The 16,478-nt window shown below is 55.2% G+C and carries 14 protein-coding genes; 11 read left to right on the plus strand and 3 right to left on the minus strand.

Going from position 1 to position 16,478, the window contains the following annotated elements; genetic code table 11:
* The first annotated feature begins 1 nt into the window (after position 1).
* The 4 genes from fdhF to MIH18_RS13895 all read left to right on the plus strand — a co-directional run bounded on the left by fdhF (position 2) and on the right by MIH18_RS13895 (position 7,090).
* Positions 2 to 2,923 carry a formate dehydrogenase subunit alpha gene (gene fdhF / locus MIH18_RS13880; protein ID WP_249007081.1) on the plus strand — a complete coding sequence of 974 codons (2,922 nt, stop codon included), beginning with the start codon at positions 2 to 4 and terminating at the stop codon, positions 2,921 to 2,923.
* Positions 2,904 to 3,776: a formate dehydrogenase accessory sulfurtransferase FdhD gene (gene fdhD, locus MIH18_RS13885; RefSeq protein ID WP_249012650.1), complete on the plus strand. Its 873-nt coding sequence runs from the start codon at positions 2,904 to 2,906 to the stop codon at positions 3,774 to 3,776. Before fdhF ends, fdhD begins: the two co-directional genes overlap by 20 nt.
* Positions 3,773 to 4,000, plus strand: a complete 228-nt coding sequence (locus MIH18_RS13890) for a formate dehydrogenase subunit delta (RefSeq protein WP_098420213.1) — start codon at positions 3,773 to 3,775, stop codon at positions 3,998 to 4,000. The genes fdhD and MIH18_RS13890 overlap by 4 nt, the downstream gene beginning before the upstream one ends.
* Before the next feature lie 744 nt (positions 4,001 to 4,744).
* Positions 4,745 to 7,090: an EAL domain-containing protein gene (locus tag MIH18_RS13895; RefSeq protein WP_249012651.1), complete on the plus strand. Its 2,346-nt coding sequence runs from the start codon at positions 4,745 to 4,747 to the stop codon at positions 7,088 to 7,090.
* A 39-nt stretch (positions 7,091 to 7,129) separates the two neighbouring features.
* On the opposite strand, the gene MIH18_RS13900 is transcribed toward MIH18_RS13895, so the two are convergent.
* Both MIH18_RS13900 and MIH18_RS13905 read right to left on the minus strand, forming a co-directional pair.
* Positions 7,130 to 8,467, minus strand: a complete 1,338-nt coding sequence (locus MIH18_RS13900; RefSeq protein WP_249007084.1) for an NAD(P)/FAD-dependent oxidoreductase — start codon at positions 8,465 to 8,467, stop codon at positions 7,130 to 7,132.
* Between the two features lie 211 nt (positions 8,468 to 8,678).
* Positions 8,679 to 9,422: a fused MFS/spermidine synthase gene (locus MIH18_RS13905; protein ID WP_249007085.1), complete on the minus strand. Its 744-nt coding sequence runs from the start codon at positions 9,420 to 9,422 to the stop codon at positions 8,679 to 8,681.
* Positions 9,423 to 9,598: 176 nt separating this feature from the next.
* Between MIH18_RS13905 and MIH18_RS13910 the strand changes: the two genes are divergently transcribed.
* From MIH18_RS13910 to MIH18_RS13925, 4 genes are all read left to right on the plus strand, one after another.
* The gene (locus tag MIH18_RS13910) at positions 9,599 to 10,234 is read left to right on the plus strand and encodes a YbhB/YbcL family Raf kinase inhibitor-like protein (protein WP_249012652.1); all 636 of its coding nucleotides are present in this window, start codon (positions 9,599 to 9,601) and stop codon (positions 10,232 to 10,234) included.
* A gap of 103 nt (positions 10,235 to 10,337) precedes the next feature.
* Positions 10,338 to 11,294, plus strand: coding sequence for a sulfurtransferase (locus MIH18_RS13915; RefSeq protein ID WP_249012653.1), 957 nt, complete (start codon positions 10,338 to 10,340; stop codon positions 11,292 to 11,294).
* Positions 11,295 to 11,330: 36 nt separating this feature from the next.
* Positions 11,331 to 12,542: a YeeE/YedE family protein gene (locus MIH18_RS13920; protein WP_249012654.1), complete on the plus strand. Its 1,212-nt coding sequence runs from the start codon at positions 11,331 to 11,333 to the stop codon at positions 12,540 to 12,542.
* 16 nt (positions 12,543 to 12,558) lie between these two features.
* Positions 12,559 to 12,753, plus strand: a complete 195-nt coding sequence (locus MIH18_RS13925; protein ID WP_249007089.1) for a hypothetical protein — start codon at positions 12,559 to 12,561, stop codon at positions 12,751 to 12,753.
* Positions 12,754 to 12,776: 23 nt separating this feature from the next.
* On the opposite strand, the gene MIH18_RS13930 is transcribed toward MIH18_RS13925, so the two are convergent.
* Entirely contained in the window at positions 12,777 to 13,370 is a 594-nt protein-coding gene (locus MIH18_RS13930) for a TetR/AcrR family transcriptional regulator (protein ID WP_249012655.1), read from the minus strand.
* A 139-nt stretch (positions 13,371 to 13,509) separates the two neighbouring features.
* Between MIH18_RS13930 and MIH18_RS13935 the strand changes: the two genes are divergently transcribed.
* From MIH18_RS13935 to MIH18_RS13945, 3 genes are all read left to right on the plus strand, one after another.
* Positions 13,510 to 14,202: a TVP38/TMEM64 family protein gene (locus tag MIH18_RS13935; RefSeq protein ID WP_249012656.1), complete on the plus strand. Its 693-nt coding sequence runs from the start codon at positions 13,510 to 13,512 to the stop codon at positions 14,200 to 14,202.
* Between the two features lie 64 nt (positions 14,203 to 14,266).
* A complete protein-coding gene (locus MIH18_RS13940; RefSeq protein WP_249012657.1) occupies positions 14,267 to 15,142 on the plus strand; it encodes a DUF547 domain-containing protein in 876 nt (291 codons plus the stop codon).
* 232 nt (positions 15,143 to 15,374) lie between these two features.
* Entirely contained in the window at positions 15,375 to 16,454 is a 1,080-nt protein-coding gene (locus tag MIH18_RS13945; RefSeq protein WP_249012658.1) for a phosphotransferase, read from the plus strand.
* Positions 16,455 to 16,478 lie beyond the last annotated feature (24 nt).

Here is a 16,478-nt window from a genome sequence, read left to right on the forward strand (position 1 = left end):
CATGTTGAATTATTATGACCCCGGCACCCAAAGCTACGAAGCCGGTAAAAGTATCCTGAACCCCGATTTTGATTTTGGTACTCCGGCAAGGGTTTCCGAAACCCTGGTGACGGTGTCTATCGACGGTCGCGAGATTGCCGTACCCGAAGGCACCTCGGTACTTCGGGCGGCGGCGCTGGCTGGCATCAACATCCCCAAACTGTGCGCGTCTGACAACCTGGAACCTTTTGGCTCGTGTCGCTTGTGCGCGGTAGAGATCGAAGGTCGCCGCGGCTACCCGGCTTCGTGCACCACGTCGGTGTCTGAAGGCATGGACGTGACCACTCAGACCGGAAAACTGGCAAAATTGCGCCGTAATATCATGGAGCTGTATATTTCTGACCACCCGTTGGACTGCTTGACGTGTCCGGCCAACGGTGACTGCGAATTGCAGGACGTGGCCGGTGTTGTGGGCCTGCGGGAAGTGCGTTACGGTTTTGATGGCAAGAATCATTTAGATGCAGAAATTGACGATTCAAACCCCTACTTCAGTTTCGACCCCAGCAAGTGCATCGTGTGTTCACGCTGCGTGCGCGCCTGTGAAGAAGTGCAGGGCACGTTTGCGCTGACTATCGAAGGTCGCGGTTTTGATTCCATCGTCTCTGCCAGCCAGAACGAGCCGTTTATGGATTCCGAATGCGTGTCTTGTGGCGCTTGTGTGCAAGCTTGCCCCACCTCCACGCTGATGGAAAAGAGCGTGATCGACGCCGGCCAGCCGGAACACAGCGTGATCACCACCTGCGCCTACTGTGGCGTGGGTTGCTCGTTCAAAGCCGAAATGAAAGGCGAAGAAGTGGTGCGCATGGTGCCCTACAAAGGCGGCGAGGCGAACCACGGCCACTCTTGTGTGAAAGGCCGTTTTGCTTTTGGTTATGCCACCCATAAAGATCGCATCAAAGAACCGATGATTCGCGAATCAATAAACGATCCGTGGCAAGTGGTGTCCTGGGACGAAGCATTGGCGTTTTCCGCCAAAAAGCTCAAAGGTATTCAGGCCGAGTTCGGCCGTGAAAGCATTGGTGGCATTACCTCTTCACGCTGCACCAACGAAGAGACCTATCTGGTGCAAAAGCTGGTGCGGACGGCGTTTGGCAACAACAACACCGACACCTGCGCGCGAGTGTGTCATTCCCCCACCGGTTACGGCTTAAAAACCACCTTGGGCGAGTCCGCCGGCACCCAGACTTTTGATTCAGTGATGAAAGCCGACGCCATTGTGGTGATTGGTGCTAACCCCACTGACGCTCACCCGGTGTTCGGTTCGCTGATGCGCCGGCGCTTGCGCCAAGGTGCCAAGCTGGTGGTGATTGATCCACGCCGCATCGACGTTTTGAAAACACCCCACGCCGACGAAGGTCTGCACTTACCGCTGCGCCCCGGCACTAACGTGGCCATGGTAAACGCCATGGCTCATGTGGTGATAACCGAGGGCCTGGAAGACAAAGAGTTTATAAACAGCCGTTGCGATACGGAGGCCTATAACGCCTGGCGCACCTTTATTGCCGAGGAGCGTAACTCTCCGGAAGCCATGGAAGAAGTCACCGGCGTACCGGCTGCCAAGGTTCGGGAAGCGGCGCGAATTTACGCCGAAGCCGAAAATGGTGCGATTTACTATGGCCTTGGCGTTACCGAGCACAGCCAGGGTTCTACTATGGTGATGGGCATTGCCAACCTGGCGCTGGCCACCGGCAACATCGGCCGCGAAGGCGGCGGTGTGAACCCGCTGCGGGGCCAGAACAACGTGCAGGGCTCCTGCGATATGGGGTCTTTCCCCCACGAATTGCCGGGTTACCAGCACGTAAGTGACCCGGAAGTGCGAGAACGCTTTAAGGCGGTGTGGGGTGTGGAAATTGACCACGAGCCCGGGCTGCGCATTCCCAACATGTTTGACGCCGCCATCGCCGGTACCTTCAAAGCGTTGTATGTGCAGGGCGAGGATATCGCCCAATCAGACCCCAACACCCACCATGTGGAAGCCGCTTTAAAAGCACTGGACTGCCTGATTGTGCAGGATATTTTCCTGAACGAAACCGCCAAATTTGCTCACGTGTTGCTGCCGGGTTCGACCTTTCTGGAAAAGAACGGCACTTTCACCAACGCCGAGCGCCGCATCAACCGCGTGCGCAAAGTGATGGAGCCGATTGCCGGCATGGAAGACTGGGAAGTCACCGTGGCGCTGTCGAACGCCTTGGGTTACCCGATGCACTACAACCATCCTTCAGAAATCATGGATGAAATTGCCTCGCTAACGCCCACCTTTACCGGCGTAAATTACGACAAGCTGGAACGGCTGGGCAGCATTCAGTGGCCGTGTAACGATGAGCATCCAGACGGCACGCCAACCATGCACACTCTGGACTTTCCCATTGGCAAGGGTCGCTTTGCGGTGACCGAATACTTGGCCACCGAAGAACGTTCCAGCCGTCGCTTCCCGCTGCTGCTGACCACCGGGCGCATATTGTCGCAGTACAATGTGGGCGCTCAAACACGGCGCACAAAGAACAGCGATTGGCACGAGGAAGACCTGCTGGAACTGCACCCCAGTGATGCTGAATTGCGCGGTGTAAAAGAAGGCGACTGGCTGGGTATCAGTAGCCGCGTAGGCCACACCGTGCTGCGGGCGAAGCTTAGTACCCGCATGCTACCCGGCGTGGTCTTCACCACCTTCCATCACCCGGGCAGCGGCGCCAACGTCATTACCACCGACAACTCGGATTGGGCCACCAACTGCCCGGAGTACAAGGTGACCGCGGTGCAGGTTGAAAAAGTGTCCCAGCCGTCTGACTGGCAGCGCAACTTTGTCGACTTCGACAAGCGCCAGCTGGACTTTGCGAAATCGGCTATGGAGCATTCGGGTGATGTCCATGCAAGCGCCCTCAAATAACGGGTCGCGTGATGCCATGGCCGCACTTACTGGTGAGTGTCCCTCACCGGTAAGTGCGGCGGCGGTAAGCGTGCGCGGAGGCATTGAACGTGGCCCTGGGCAGGATCGGGTCGCCGAAGAAGTGCCGGTGGCTATGGTCTACAACGGCGTTTCCCATGCGGTGATGATGGCGTCGCCCTGTGATCTGGAAGACTTTGCTCTGGGTTTCAGTATCAGTGAAGGTATTCTTGAAAAACCAGAACAATTGTTCAGCATCGAGATAAAACCCACGCCAGACGGCGTGGAAATAGACATGCACATTGCCGGCGACTGCTATGCACGCTTGCGCGAGCAGCGCCGTAACATGGTGGGGCGCACCGGTTGCGGGCTTTGCGGTACCGAATCTTTGGCCCACGTTGCGCGGGCTATTGCCCGGGTTCCGGTGCAGCCGTTGCCCGCAGACGACGCGGTTCAGGCCGCGCTTCATAGCCTGAAAAATTATCAGCCGTTGCAGTCGCAAACCGGCGCGACCCACGGGGCTGCCTGGTGCGATAGCCGCGGGCAGATTGTTCAGGCACGAGAAGACGTTGGCCGCCATAACGCCTTGGATAAGTTGATCGGAGCTCGCTTGAGTGAGGGTGGCGATCAGGCTTTTGACAAAGGTTTCGCGTTGATCTCCAGCCGCGCCAGTTTTGAAATGGTGCAGAAAAGCGCCAGCGTTGGCATCAGCACGTTGGTGGCGGTATCCGCGCCAACGGCGCTTGCTATCCGAGAAGCCCGCGAAAGCGGCATGAACCTTATCGGCTTTGCCCGCCCGGGCCGCCACGTCATCTACACCGGAAGCGATGACACCGCTCAGGAGAATACATTGTGAGTGACCAGCAATTAACCAACCTGATCAAAATGATCGACCAAATTATTGCCAACAATTTACATCATGGTGACGACGACCAGGTGACCGACGTTGCCGCCGGCCACCTACAGAAATTCTGGGCTCGGAGCATGAAGCAGCAGGTGATCGCTTACGCCAACAGCGAAGGAGCGGAGTTGTCGCCGTTGGCGCAAAAAACCATCGCCAAGCTGCAAGCTGTATCTTAGCTTGCTGCTGCACCACAGCGTCGCGTACGTTGCTATCCCCTTTTGCCAGCGCCAGGCTCTATCGCGGATGTGTCATAAGGGGTAAAAGGAAGTGCCTGAAAGTGTCATTTTTTCAAGAGGTTAACCTCGCGGATTGACCAGGCATAAACTACCGCTACCCAAAATAGTATCCAAAAACCAGCCTTTTTGCCGCTGTCTCTAAGCCGGATTGCAGCCGGTTTCGTCGACGGGTATACCAATTTCTATGCAGGCCGGTTGTAGTTCCTGTAGTTCCTGTGTGAAATCGAGAAACAGCACCGGTTAACCCAACGACTGGTCAGGGCTCCGGTCGACCTGTGACATTCCCGCAAAATTTCGTCATGAACTCGATACCCTTGTCTGGCAGCGGATCTATAATCATGTACATAGCAAGCTAATTCATGGCAATTAATGCTGCGCGCACCAGTGAGTATGGTCGTGGTTTTGCATTGGAGGCTGTGAAGTGTGCAGCCTGGCTCAGCTTACCCAACGTTCAAACTGTAAAATTCATGGTATTGTTAATGGTACGCCTGCGCCTGCCGAGCTCGGTCAGTATCACTGTGCATGGCAAACAGTCTGTGGATAAGTGCTTATAGCGACGGCTTGACGCCGAGAGCACTTTAAACCGCGTATCGGGTTCAGTCGTAATATTACGTAGCGGTCGATTTAGACGGCCGCAACATTATCTACCCGGCACTATCTACCCGACACTATGGGAAGAAGTTTATGGACCCCGTAACTCGGGAAAAACGCCGCCTCGCCGCACTCGAGCGACTGGCGATCATGGACACAGGTTCAGAAGAACGCTTCGATCGCCTGATTAACCTAGCGCGGCGCTTCTACAAAACCCCTATTGCCCTGTTTTCGCTGTTGGATGAAAAGCGGCAATGGTTCAAATCCAGACGTGGTCTGGATGTCAGTGAGACACCTCGCTGCGGCGCTTTTTGCGACCAAGCCATCAGACAGGATTCGGTGTTCGTCGTCGCCGACGCGGCCAAAGATGAGCGCTTTTGCAGCAACTCTATGGTAACGGGTGAACCACACATCCGGTTTTATGCCGGTATGCCCGTGCGGGAGCCCGGGGGGTTCAAAATTGGCACTCTGTGCATTATGGATCGTAAACCGCGTGACATTCCGGAACACGAGCTGGATGTATTAAGAGCGCTTGCCAGCTTGATTGAAGAAGAAGTGGAACGTTTTTACCACGCGTCGCAGTATCAGACGCAGGTTCCAGTGTCGCGGTTGAACCGCGCCATTCAGCGTGCCCAGAACACTTTCCACACAGATGATGATCAGGACGCCGTGTTTGAAATTTTGTTAAGCGATCTGCTGGTGTTGACCGACAGCCAGTTCGGATTTATCGGCGAGGTGCTGACTAATAGCTACAATAGCCCTTATCTGCGCGTAGGCGCCATAACCGATATTTCGTGGAGCCCGGAATCAGCAGACCGCTCTCAGCAGCGCAAAACAAGCGGTTTGTTGTTTGAACGGCTGAATAGCCTGATCGATACATCAATGCTGTCAGACGACGTGTTGATCAGTGACGGGTTTGAAAGCGATAGCCAGGCTGCGGGATTGCCACCCGGCCACCCGCAGATTACCCGCTACATGGGCGTTCCCATATTTTCCGGCGATAACCGCGTTGGTTTGGTGGGGCTTGCCAATCGCCCGGAGGGGTATACCAAAAAATTGGCCATCGAGCTTGAACCACTGCTGCAGACGGTGGGCCAGTTGATTGAGCGTAAGCGCATGTACAAGGAGCGGCAGGAACACCAGAAAGGTCTTGAACAGGCAGCAAATTTCGATTCTCTGACAGGTTTGCCCAATCGCAGGCGGTTAACCGAACTGTTCGAACAGGAGCTGACGCTCGCAGACCAGCGCCAAGGCGCCCTGTCCATTTGCTTTATTGACCTGGACTGTTTTAAAGAGATAAATGACAACTACGGTCACTCAGTAGGCGATGCGGTTTTGAAAACCGTTGCTGCGCGGCTTCAGCACGTTCTTCGCGAGTGCGACATTATCGCCCGCTTGGGGGGTGATGAATTCGTAGCCATTATCCGTGATGTCGAAAATAACGCGGTTTACGAGCGTATGCTTGAAGCGATTCGGCGCCCGATAAACCACCAGGGTGTCACGCTTGATCTTGCGGCCAGTATGGGTGTTACCTTATACCCAAGAGACCAGTCCGCATCGGATCTGCTCTTGAGGCATGCTGATCAGGCTATGTACGCGGCAAAAGATGCCGGTCGCAATCGCTACAGCATTTTTGATTTCGAAACGTACGTGAGCCGGGTTGAGCAGGGGCGGGTTTTAGAGCAGACCGCCAAGGCGCTGGGCGAAAGCCAGTTTGAAATGTACCTGCAACCTAAAATTGTTCTGGCTAACCATCAGGTGGAAGGCTTCGAGGCCTTGATTCGCTGGAATCACCCAGAGAAAGGGTTACTTGGGCCGATCAGATTTTTGCCACAATTGGAGCACACTGAATACGCCGCGGCGGTGGGCCGGTTTGTCATTGCAGATGCTGTGGCCAAGCTGCAGCACTGGAAACAGCTGGGGTTGCCTTATTCACTGAGTATCAACCTGAGCCCTACGCACCTTCTTAGCGATAGGTTGGTAGAGGATTTACAGGTGGCTTTGCAGGGTTGCGATTCAGATGTACGCTCGCGCCTGATTATTGAGCTGCTGGAAACCACGGCGTTAAATGATCCGGGAAGAATCATGGGCATTCTGTTGGAATGCCGGGATCTGGGCGTGCAAGTATCCCTGGATGATTTTGGTACCGGCTATTCCTCGCTAGACCATTTTCGTCGCCTGCCGGCGCAGGAAATCAAGATCGACCGTTCGTTTGTTAGCGATATGCTCAACAACGCGGATGATGAGATGATCGTAAAATCCATCATCAGCTTGTCAAAAAACTTTAATCGCCGAGTCGTGGCAGAGGGCATTGAAACCTTGGCCATGCAGGACAAACTGATCGAAATGGGTTGTGAGCAGGCTCAGGGTTTTTTCTATACAAAACCCCTTCCTGCAATCGCTGCTCTGGCCTGGGCCGAGGCTTATCAGAAGCGTTAATCGATTTCAGCTCGGCAATACAATCCGCCTCTGAAAACCTCAGTGCAGCTTTAAACGCGGCTGCATCGCACGGCTAATTTTGTCCATCAACCAGATAACGCCGGTACGCAGGAAACCGTGCAGGGCCACCTGATGCATGCGATACAAAGACACGTAAAACAGTCGCGCTACCTTGCCTTCAATGTACATGCTGCGCCCCGACAAACTACCCATCAGGTTACCTACGGTGGTGTAGCGGCTGAAGTTGATCAAAGAGCCGTGGTCGTTGTATACAAATGGCACAGCTGCTTTGCCTTGCAGGCGGTTGCACAGAGTTTTGAATAGCGCGTCGGCCTGCTGGTGTGCAGCCTGGGCGCGAGGAGGTACCGGGCGTTCTGAACCTGGTTGAGGACAGGCGGCGCAATCGCCAAGAGCAAAAATATCCGTGTCATTGGTGGTTTGCAGGGTTTGCAGCACCACCAATTGATTACTACGATTCACTTCCATACCTTCCAGTTTACTCAGAAACACAGGTGCTTTGATGCCAGCGGCCCAGATGGTCATGTCGGATGGCAGCTCGGTGCCGTCTTTCATCACAATAATATCTTTTTTTATTTCGCTGACCGGTTGGCCCGTTAGCACCTTTACGTGCTGATGTTCCAGCTCGCGAGTTGCCGCAGAAGACAGTCGTGTGGGCAGCGCAGGCAAAATACGGTCGGCCGCTTCAATCACTGAAATAGACACGTCAGACGCACGCAGGTGGTTCATGCCGTACACCGGCAGTTCGCGCGAGGCCAGGCGCAATTCGGCTGCCAGCTCCACACCGGTGGCGCCGGCGCCAATAATGTTGATGTGCAGGCGGTGTTGGCGGCCTTGCTGAGCTTCGTGGTTTTTACGCAAAAATGCGTTTAACATCAGGTTATGAAAGCGCCGGGCCTGTATCAGACTGTCCAGAAACAGGCAGTTTTCCTGTGCCCCGGGGGTGCCAAAATCGTTCGCGGTACTGCCTACGGAAATCACCAGCGTGTCGTAGGCAATTTCCCTTTCGGGCACGACTTCTACGTCGTCTTCACCCATAAACGGCGCAACCACCAGGGTTTTAGTGGCGCGGTTCAGGCCGCTCATGCGGCCGAGCTGAAATTCGTAATGATGTTTGCGAGCGTGGGCGCGGTAATTGATTTCGTTGGCATTGGCGTCTAGGGAGCCGGAGGCAACTTCGTGCAGCAGAGGTTTCCAAACGTGGGTCAGACCGTCATCCACCAGGGTAATACGGGCTTTGCCTTTTTTCCCCAGCGTGTTGCCAAGGCTGGTGATCAGCTCAAGGCCGCCGGCACCGCCGCCAACGATGACTATGTGGTGCGGACTATTATTATTGGGTTTATTTTTCGGAGCAATCATCGCATTGGGCCTTTACAGAAAAGAAAACAAAGCGCTCTTGCTACTGCCGTATAAAAGCGCTTTGTTGTCGTGACTGAGACCCATAGCAAGCGTGTGATATTAACGCGCCATGCGCCAGCAGACAATGAACACCACGTAAGCAATGTTGCTGAGTTATAGCACCTGTAAAGACAGTAGAGGCGCCGTGCGCGTTATTCCAAGCGACTCATTTTTATTCTAGCCAATGCACTTTGGTCATCAGTTTCCGCCAGCCAATGGGCAGCGTGCGCTCCAGAGCGTTCAGTTTCGGATCTTTGGCATTGATGGTGTCGAGCGGCTGCCTACTGGCGTAAAGCACGGTGTTATTGGTTTTGCTGCGGAACACCAGCAATACCGGAAAATGCTTCTTCAACTGGCGGAACCAGGCGTCGTTGGGTACGGGTGGGCGATGGTAGTTCAGCGCCAGCCAGCCGTCGCCCGTTAATACCCGGGCGCAGTTGTCCATAAAAACCCGCTGTGACTGGGCCGGGCTCATACGGTCGGCGTTGTACAGGTCGGCCAGGATCATATCGCTGCTGGCGTCGGGCATTTGCTCCAGCGCAACGCGGGCGTCGGCGACGGTAACCTGCATGCGGTCGGTTTGCGGCAGGCTGAAAAATTCCCGCGCCACATCCACCACAATCTGTCGCAGTTCCACCACGTGTACGGTGCATTTGGGGTTCAGATGATGAAATGCACTCGCCAGCGCGCCTCCACCCAGGCCCAGAACGGTTACCCGGGCCGGCATATAGAAGGCGGCAGGCAGCATCATGGCGCGACTGTATTCGTGCACGGGCAGGTGGGGAGTGCGGCGGTCTATCTTGCTCTGTTCAAAAATGGAGTTAAATGTGAGAACACGATGTTTGCGTTCGTCAATGACCAGCACACTGCCCAGGGCATCTCGCACGTGATGAATAATTTCTCCGTTATTGAACATAAGGCAGACTATGGTTCCATGCTGTAGTGATGACTAAAAAGTGACCGTTGATAAAAAATGGCTGTTATATGGTTGGCCTTTGTATCACAGATTCGCTGTAATTCTGCCACAATGGAGAGGAAAACGTTGACGATCAATTGCTGACCACAGGCGGTCAGGGCTAAGGAGAATTTGACGTGAAACTGACAGTGTCAGGAATTGAAGACGGTAAAGCGGTGCCAGAGAAGTTCGCCTTTGGCGTGTTCAATGAAGACGACCACATGAGTTTTGGCGCCAACCGCAGCCCGGAAATGGTCTGGGATCAAGTGCCGGAAGGCACGCGCAGCTTTGCCATTGTGATGTTTGATCCAAACGTGCCCAGCATCGCAGACGATGCCAATCAGGAAGGTAAAACCATCTCCAAAGACATTTCGCGGGTGGACTTCTTCCACTGGCTGCTGGTAGATATTCCTGCTCGGATGCGCTGCTTGCCGGAAGGCGAAGACAGCGACGGCGTTACCCCCAAGGGCAAAGAAGTCGCCGGTGGCCCGGTGGGCGTGCGCGGTGTGAACAACTTTACCCAGTTTCTGGCCAGTAATCCGGATATGGCCGGCACCTACTTTGGCTACGACGGCCCGTGCCCGCCCTGGAACGACGAACTGCTGCACCACTATCACTATGAAGTGTTTGCGCTAGATGTGGTGTCTTTGGGCCTTAGCGGCGATTTTGACGGCGAAGCGGCACGCAAGGCCATGAAAGGCCATGTGCTAGACAGCGCTCGGGTGATTGGCCACTACACGCTGAACCCCGAATTGCCCGAGTGCCAGAGATGATTATGATTAAGTTATTCTAAAAAAGAATAAAAATCTGTGTATTAATTCTTTTTTGTGACGATCATAATACCACTTCGTTTGAGCCTATGTCTGGAGTGGTGTTATGGCCCGTTTTCTTGTTTCCTTCCTTATTCTGTTCAGCTCGCTGGCAACAGCTGCTGACCGCGACTTATCTCCGCTGGTAGACGCCGACTGGCTGCAACAACAGCGCCAGCAGTCTGAACTGGTTATTGTCGATATCCGCTCCGGGATTGATAACGGCGGCGACCGCAGCACGTTTCGCAAAGCTCACATTCCTGGCTCGGTTTATAGCAGCTACACCGACGATGGCTGGCGTGAAAGCCGTGATGGCGTAACTGGTGTTTTGCCCCCGGTGTCCAGCCTGGAGCGACTGATCAGCGGCCTGGGCATCAATAATGGCGATACGGTTGTACTCGTTCCAGCCGGAACCGGCCCCACCGACTTTGGCAGTGCTGCCCGGGTGTACTGGACTTTCAAGGTACTGGGCCACGATGCGGTGACCATTTTGAACGGCGGTTTCGCCGGCTGGAACGAGGCCGGTTTTGAAGTGGCCAGTGGTGAAGGCGCCCAGCGTCCTTTCGGTGCTTTCAAAGGCGAGCTGCAACCAAAGCTGCTGGCCACGCTTGAGGAAGTGGACGACGCCCGCCAGAATCAAGGCCAACTGGTAGATGCCCGCCCGGCGGACTATTTCACCGGTAAGGAACAATCATCGGCGACCAAAGCTGCAGGCACGATTCCGGGTGCGATGAATCTTCCTCATCAGAACTTTCTCAGCCAACAGGGCAAAGCCTGGTACCTGAACTCCGACACCATCGCCGGCCAGCTGCAAAGCACCAGTCTGGATCGCGACAAGCGCGCTATTGCCTTCTGCAATACCGCCCACTGGGCCGCCACCGACTGGTTTGTACTGAGTGAACTGGCCGGATTTGACGAAGTGGCGCTGTATGACGGCTCCATGGCCGAGTGGTCGCAAGACAGCGACCGGCCGATGCAGGCGGAGAAGAAGGGTTTAGCGAAACTGCTCGACGTATTTAATTGATTCCGTGTGATGTTTTAGACAGCAAGAGAGAATGGCATGAGTGAAGTTGCTGCCCCCACTTCGGCGATTCAATCGCCCTGGCAGGTAGATCGTTTTGTTGTAGTAACAGCGCTGGTCGGTTTTGCCCTTCTGGGTGGACTAATCTGGCTTGAAACCGCACCGTTCATGGTGGCGCTGTTTGCGATTGGTACGGTGCTGGGTATCGCGCTGTACCACGGTGCGTTTGGTTTTACCGCCGGATGGCGCAATCTTGTTGTGCACAAGCGCGGCGCCGGCATGCGGGCTCAGTTGCTGCTGTTTGGGGTAACCTCCATTGTGATGGTGCCGCTGCTTTACAGCGGTCAACCCGGTTTGATTGGAGCGGTGGCGCCAGTGGGCACCTCACTGGTGGTGGGTTCCTTTATGTTTGGTTTGGGCATGCAGTTGGGTGGCGGCTGTGGCTCTGGCACCTTGTTCACTGTAGGCGCGGGCAATCTGCGGATGATCATCACCCTGGTGTTCTTCATCATCGGTACGGTGCTGGGTTCTATCCACTTGCCCTGGTGGCTGGATCAGCCCGGGTTTGACCCGGTGCCGCTGGTCGCGAGTTTTGGCGTTACCGGCGCCATAGTGCTGCAGTTGGTCGGCTTGCTATTGATTGCTCGCTGGGTCAGTCGCATTGAGCGCAAAGCCCACGGCCAAGTGGCCAGCGATGAGCTGTTGTGGAAACAGAAAGGTCAGGGTTTCTGGCGCACGCTGGTAACCGGCCGTTGGCCGTTCACCTGGGCCATTCTGATTCTAGCCGCCGGTAATATTCTTACCCTGGCCATCGGTGGGGCGCCCTGGAGCATCACCTTTGCGTTCAACGTATGGGGCGCTAAAGCACTGCAAGCCATCGGCGTTGACATGGGTCAGTTTGAGTTCTGGCAGTGGGAATACCCGGCCATGGCTTTGAAAGATTCGCTGCTCACCAACATTCCATCGGTGATGAATTTTGGCCTGCTATTGGGCGCCATGCTGGCCGCAGGATTGGCTAATCGTTTCAACGAAGCCAGTCGCAACAAGCTGCAAGGTCGCCCGTTTCTGGCGGCGGTGGTGGGCGGCCTGTTGCTGGGCTACGGTGCTCGCTTAGGTTTTGGCTGCAATATCGGTGCACTCTTCTCAGGTATTGGTTCGGCCAGCCTGCACGCCTGGATCTGGTTTGCCTGCGCGTTTGGTGGGTCTTACATTGGTATTCGCCTGCGGCCCTGGTTCCGCCTGCCGAACTGACAACGGGAGCACAGTTATGAATCCAGCTTACCGTAAAGGTCGCGTTCTGGCGTTATTGGGTGCGATTCTGCTGCTCATTGTGGTGGACCACCTGAACAGCCCGACGTTTGCGTTCAACTCGGGCCAGGGCAATGTGCAAACCGCGCTGTCGCAGAAAGACGAATCAGCCTGCGCGCCCTGTGGCGCGCCTTGCCCGTCTACCCGCGACTGACATCAGTCATCGCCCGTCCCGGGTCAGTAAGCGTCAAGAATATGCGCCATATCGTCGCCTAACGCTTCCAGATCTCCGGCAGAGAGGTTCCGCTCGGCAATAGAGCGCAGGCCCATGATCTGACTTTGCATCAGTCGTGCCAGGCGGGCGCAGTCTGTTGCGTCTTTCAGTTCACCCCGTTGTTTGGCTTTCTCCAGCAGTTCCGAGAAAGATTGCTCGATGGCTTCAAGAATTCCCCGGGCTTGTTTTGAATGCTCCGTATGCGTGTTGCTCGCCTCCAGCAGGGTTTTAACGATGAGACAGGCCCGGCTGGGCACCTGGTCTTTATTGATACAGCCACTGGCGATTTTTCGCAGGTAGCCTTTAAGCCCGTCCAGAATGGAATTGTAGCCGGCCATATGCTTTGCCAGCTCCGCACCGCCAGCCTCGGCATAGCGGGCCAAAGCTTCAGAATAGAGGCCATCCTTGCTGCCAAACGTTGCGTAGATGCTGCCGGGACGCATATCCAGAGCGTGCTCAATCTGCTTCATTGAGCTGCAGTGATAGCCCCTTTCCCAGAACAGACCAATGGCCTGGCCAAGGGCCGCTTCCCGATCAAAACTGGGACTTCTCGCCATGGATATCACCGTTAATTGCGGTTTTGAATGTTCGTTCAACTATATATTGAATGATCACTCAGTAACAGGTACCGTTATGATGCTGCTGAAAATTCCCGGAAACCCCTCCCGCTCTCAACGTGGCCGGTAGAATATTCTAATGAACCGTTCCCTATGGGCTTTCCGGCTCACTTTTCTGATCATAGTCGTACTCGTAATGGGGGCCATTTGGCTGCTTCTTCGTCAACTGGGTATGCCTGTTAGTCTGGCGCCAGAAGTGTTGGCTGAGTGGCTTAATCAGCAGGGCATGTCCGGGCCTCTGTTGCTGATGCTGTTGATGATCCTCGCGGTGGTTGTCGGACCGATTCCGACACTGCCCATCAGTGCTGCTTCAGGTCTCGTTTACGGCGTGTTCACTGGAACTGCAATCGCAGTGTCGGGTGCCCTCGCCGGGTCTATCATTGCTTTTTATCTGGCGCGGGTACTGGGGCGTGAGGCTGTTAGGCGCAAACTGGGCGATAACCCGGTATTTTCAGCCACCGGTTCCCAGCGTTTTCTGTTCATGGCGGTGACGCTGACGCGCCTGATTCCGCTGTTTTCGTTTGCGCTGATCAGTTATGCCGCCGGTGTCACTGCGATATCGTTCTGGCGCTACGCGCTCGCGACCACCCTTGGCATGCTGCCCATGACTTTCGTTTTCGCCGGACTGGGTCACAGCTTTGAGCTGAACCCTTTGCTGACTGTGGTGGCCGCTGTCGTCATTCTGGTGGTCATGAGCACTCTGCCGCTGTATCTCAGCAGGCGCCCCCATTCCCGACTGTCTCGTTTTTTGCACCTGGATACTAAGGCCTGAGGTTTCGAGCATCGCCTGTGTAACAAAGCGGCATTGTCTTTGTCTGTAGCCATGATTCTGAAGTATGACTGACGAAACTGACTTGGGAGCGATTATGCGTGGATATCGATTAATGACAGGCTTTCTTGCATGGATTCTATTGCCAAGCCTGGTATGGGCGGATATCAATCCCGGCCTCTACAAACCCTACCAAAGCCTTTTATCCAACTATCTTATTGAAGAGACATTGCCTGGTAACGGGCTGGTCTCTGCTTTCGATTACCAAGCCGCCTTGGCGGATACAGATTTGGCGCAGACGCTGGAACAGCAGCGCAAAGCTCTGGCGGAATTTGATACCGGAACCCTGGAGGCTCAGAAAGAGTCTGTGGCCTTCTGGGTTAATGCCTACAATTTTTTCATGCTCGAACAGATTCTTACCGAAAGGCCGGATGGCCAGCTTGTTTCATCCGTCTGGGATTACGGCGGCCGGGTAAATCCGTTTGTCGACAGTGTTTTTGAGCGGGAGAGCTTTGTGATTGGTGGGGAGCGCTTCAGCCTGAGCCAGATCGAAAAAAGCGTTTTGCTGGGTAAGGATTATCAATCCTGGGGCTGGAAGGATGCGCGGGTTCACTTTGCGGTGAACTGTGCCTCTGTTGGCTGCCCACCCCTGCGGAACACGCTCTATACTGCTGACAATCTTGAAGGCTTGCTGGCAGAGAATACCCGGCGCGCATTGAATACCGACCGCCACCTGAAGATACAAGGCGATACCCTCTACGTAACGGAATTGTTCAAGTGGTATGAGTATGATTTCCACGAGGCATCCGGTTCTACAAAGGCTTTTATTGAGGAATGGGCGGATTCTGCAGTGTTGGAAGGGGTTGTTGGAACATCGAGTATAAAGTTCATCAACTACGACTGGGCCCTGAATCTGCGAGCTAACTTTCCCGAATTGCGTTAGTGATTGATCGTCAAAAACCGCCTATTATTTTTCGGAGTTTCTGTAACTTTCATCAAAGTCATGTGTCCTGAAGATTCAAATTCTTGAATTTTCTGACCGAGCAAGGATCGAAGACCGTGGAATCCATCTATTACGTCCTCTGTTGGCATTGTTACCGACGCTGCAAACACAGCCACGAAACCCGCTCCTGCCCCCAGCGGCGTGCCAGCCGACATGGTGTCGTGGCAGTATCATGACCCGGAATCTGAACCACGGGCAAAGCGGACTGTTCCACGCCCTTGGCGTATCGGAAACGGGCCTTGAAAACCTCCTGGTGGACACCGTCTGGCGCGGACAATCCCTGCGCTTCCTCCCGGACACCGGGTTGGCCCACGCCCATGTGCGTCTTGGCAACAGCGGCCAGTTACTGCGTATTCCCAAACAAAGCCAGGTGGGCCTGGATCCAGAACCGCATCTGGCCCATGAAGCAATCTGTTTTCAGGCGGCGGCGCCCTCTTTGGTGACCCCAGCATTGCATCAGGTGTTACCGGTCAGCCCGGCGCTGCCCCGGGGTGCTCTGGTGCTGGATTATGTGGACGGTGTGCCATTGGCGTTGCCTGAGCATGTGGCGTCTCTGAGCCTGTCATTGGCGAGAATACATTGTGTTGATGTGCCGCAAGCGAGCCACCAGCGCCTGAGCCTTCCTGAAGATCCATTGGTCAGCATGATTCAGGAAATCCGCAGCCAGGCGGAATTCCTGGCGCGCGCCGGGTTGTCCGCCGACGTTCAGGCCCGGGTGCAGGGGCAGCTTGAGCTCGCCACCAGACTGGCCGGCCTGGATGAGCGACCGCCAGAAAGCCTGATTACCTTTGATGCCCACCCCGGCAACTTTCTGGTCGACAAACAAGGCGCCGCCTGGATGGTGGATCTTGAAAAGTGTCGCATCAGTTATCCGGGCTTCGACCTGGCCCACAGCACCCTGTACACCTCGACCACCTGGGACATGAACTCTTACGCCGTTCTGGCGGTCGACGACATCGCCTATGCGTATCAGTCGTGGGAGCAGGCTTTTGGTGCCAGGGGCGCCGATCACCGCCCCTGGCATGTGCCGCTTCGTCGACTTATGTGGTTGTGGTCAACGACCTGGTGCGCAAAGTGGCTGGCACTGTCCAGTGCCGCACCCGGGCCGGATGGCGGCCAAAACTGGTCCGAATCCAATAATGAAAATGCACTCAATGCCCATGTGCGGGATCGGGCGAACCATTACCTGGAACCAGCGGTCATTGACGCCATCGTATCTGAATTCGATGAGCTGGAACGGCTGCTGGCTTAGGCGGTGGCCTGCACGGTTTTTAAC

Source organism: Marinobacter sp. M3C (genome assembly GCF_023311895.1).
GTDB lineage: Bacteria > Pseudomonadota > Gammaproteobacteria > Pseudomonadales > Oleiphilaceae > Marinobacter.

Bases quoted from the DNA above. Each gene is read 5' to 3' on its own strand.
- fdhF (WP_249007081.1), top strand. From the start codon at position 2: ATGTTGAATTATTATGACCCCGGCACCCAAAGCTACGAAGCCGGTAAA.
- fdhD (WP_249012650.1), top strand. From the start codon at position 2,904: ATGCAAGCGCCCTCAAATAACGGGTCGCGTGATGCCATGGCCGCACTT.
- MIH18_RS13895 (WP_249012651.1), top strand. From the start codon at position 4,745: ATGGACCCCGTAACTCGGGAAAAACGCCGCCTCGCCGCACTCGAGCGA.
- MIH18_RS13900 (WP_249007084.1), bottom strand. From the start codon at position 8,467: ATGATTGCTCCGAAAAATAAACCCAATAATAATAGTCCGCACCACATA.
- MIH18_RS13905 (WP_249007085.1), bottom strand. From the start codon at position 9,422: ATGTTCAATAACGGAGAAATTATTCATCACGTGCGAGATGCCCTGGGC.
- MIH18_RS13915 (WP_249012653.1), top strand. From the start codon at position 10,338: ATGGCCCGTTTTCTTGTTTCCTTCCTTATTCTGTTCAGCTCGCTGGCA.
- MIH18_RS13920 (WP_249012654.1), top strand. From the start codon at position 11,331: ATGAGTGAAGTTGCTGCCCCCACTTCGGCGATTCAATCGCCCTGGCAG.
- MIH18_RS13925 (WP_249007089.1), top strand. From the start codon at position 12,559: ATGAATCCAGCTTACCGTAAAGGTCGCGTTCTGGCGTTATTGGGTGCG.
- MIH18_RS13930 (WP_249012655.1), bottom strand. From the start codon at position 13,370: ATGGCGAGAAGTCCCAGTTTTGATCGGGAAGCGGCCCTTGGCCAGGCC.
- MIH18_RS13935 (WP_249012656.1), top strand. From the start codon at position 13,510: ATGAACCGTTCCCTATGGGCTTTCCGGCTCACTTTTCTGATCATAGTC.
- MIH18_RS13940 (WP_249012657.1), top strand. From the start codon at position 14,267: ATGACTGACGAAACTGACTTGGGAGCGATTATGCGTGGATATCGATTA.
- MIH18_RS13945 (WP_249012658.1), top strand. From the start codon at position 15,375: ATGACCCGGAATCTGAACCACGGGCAAAGCGGACTGTTCCACGCCCTT.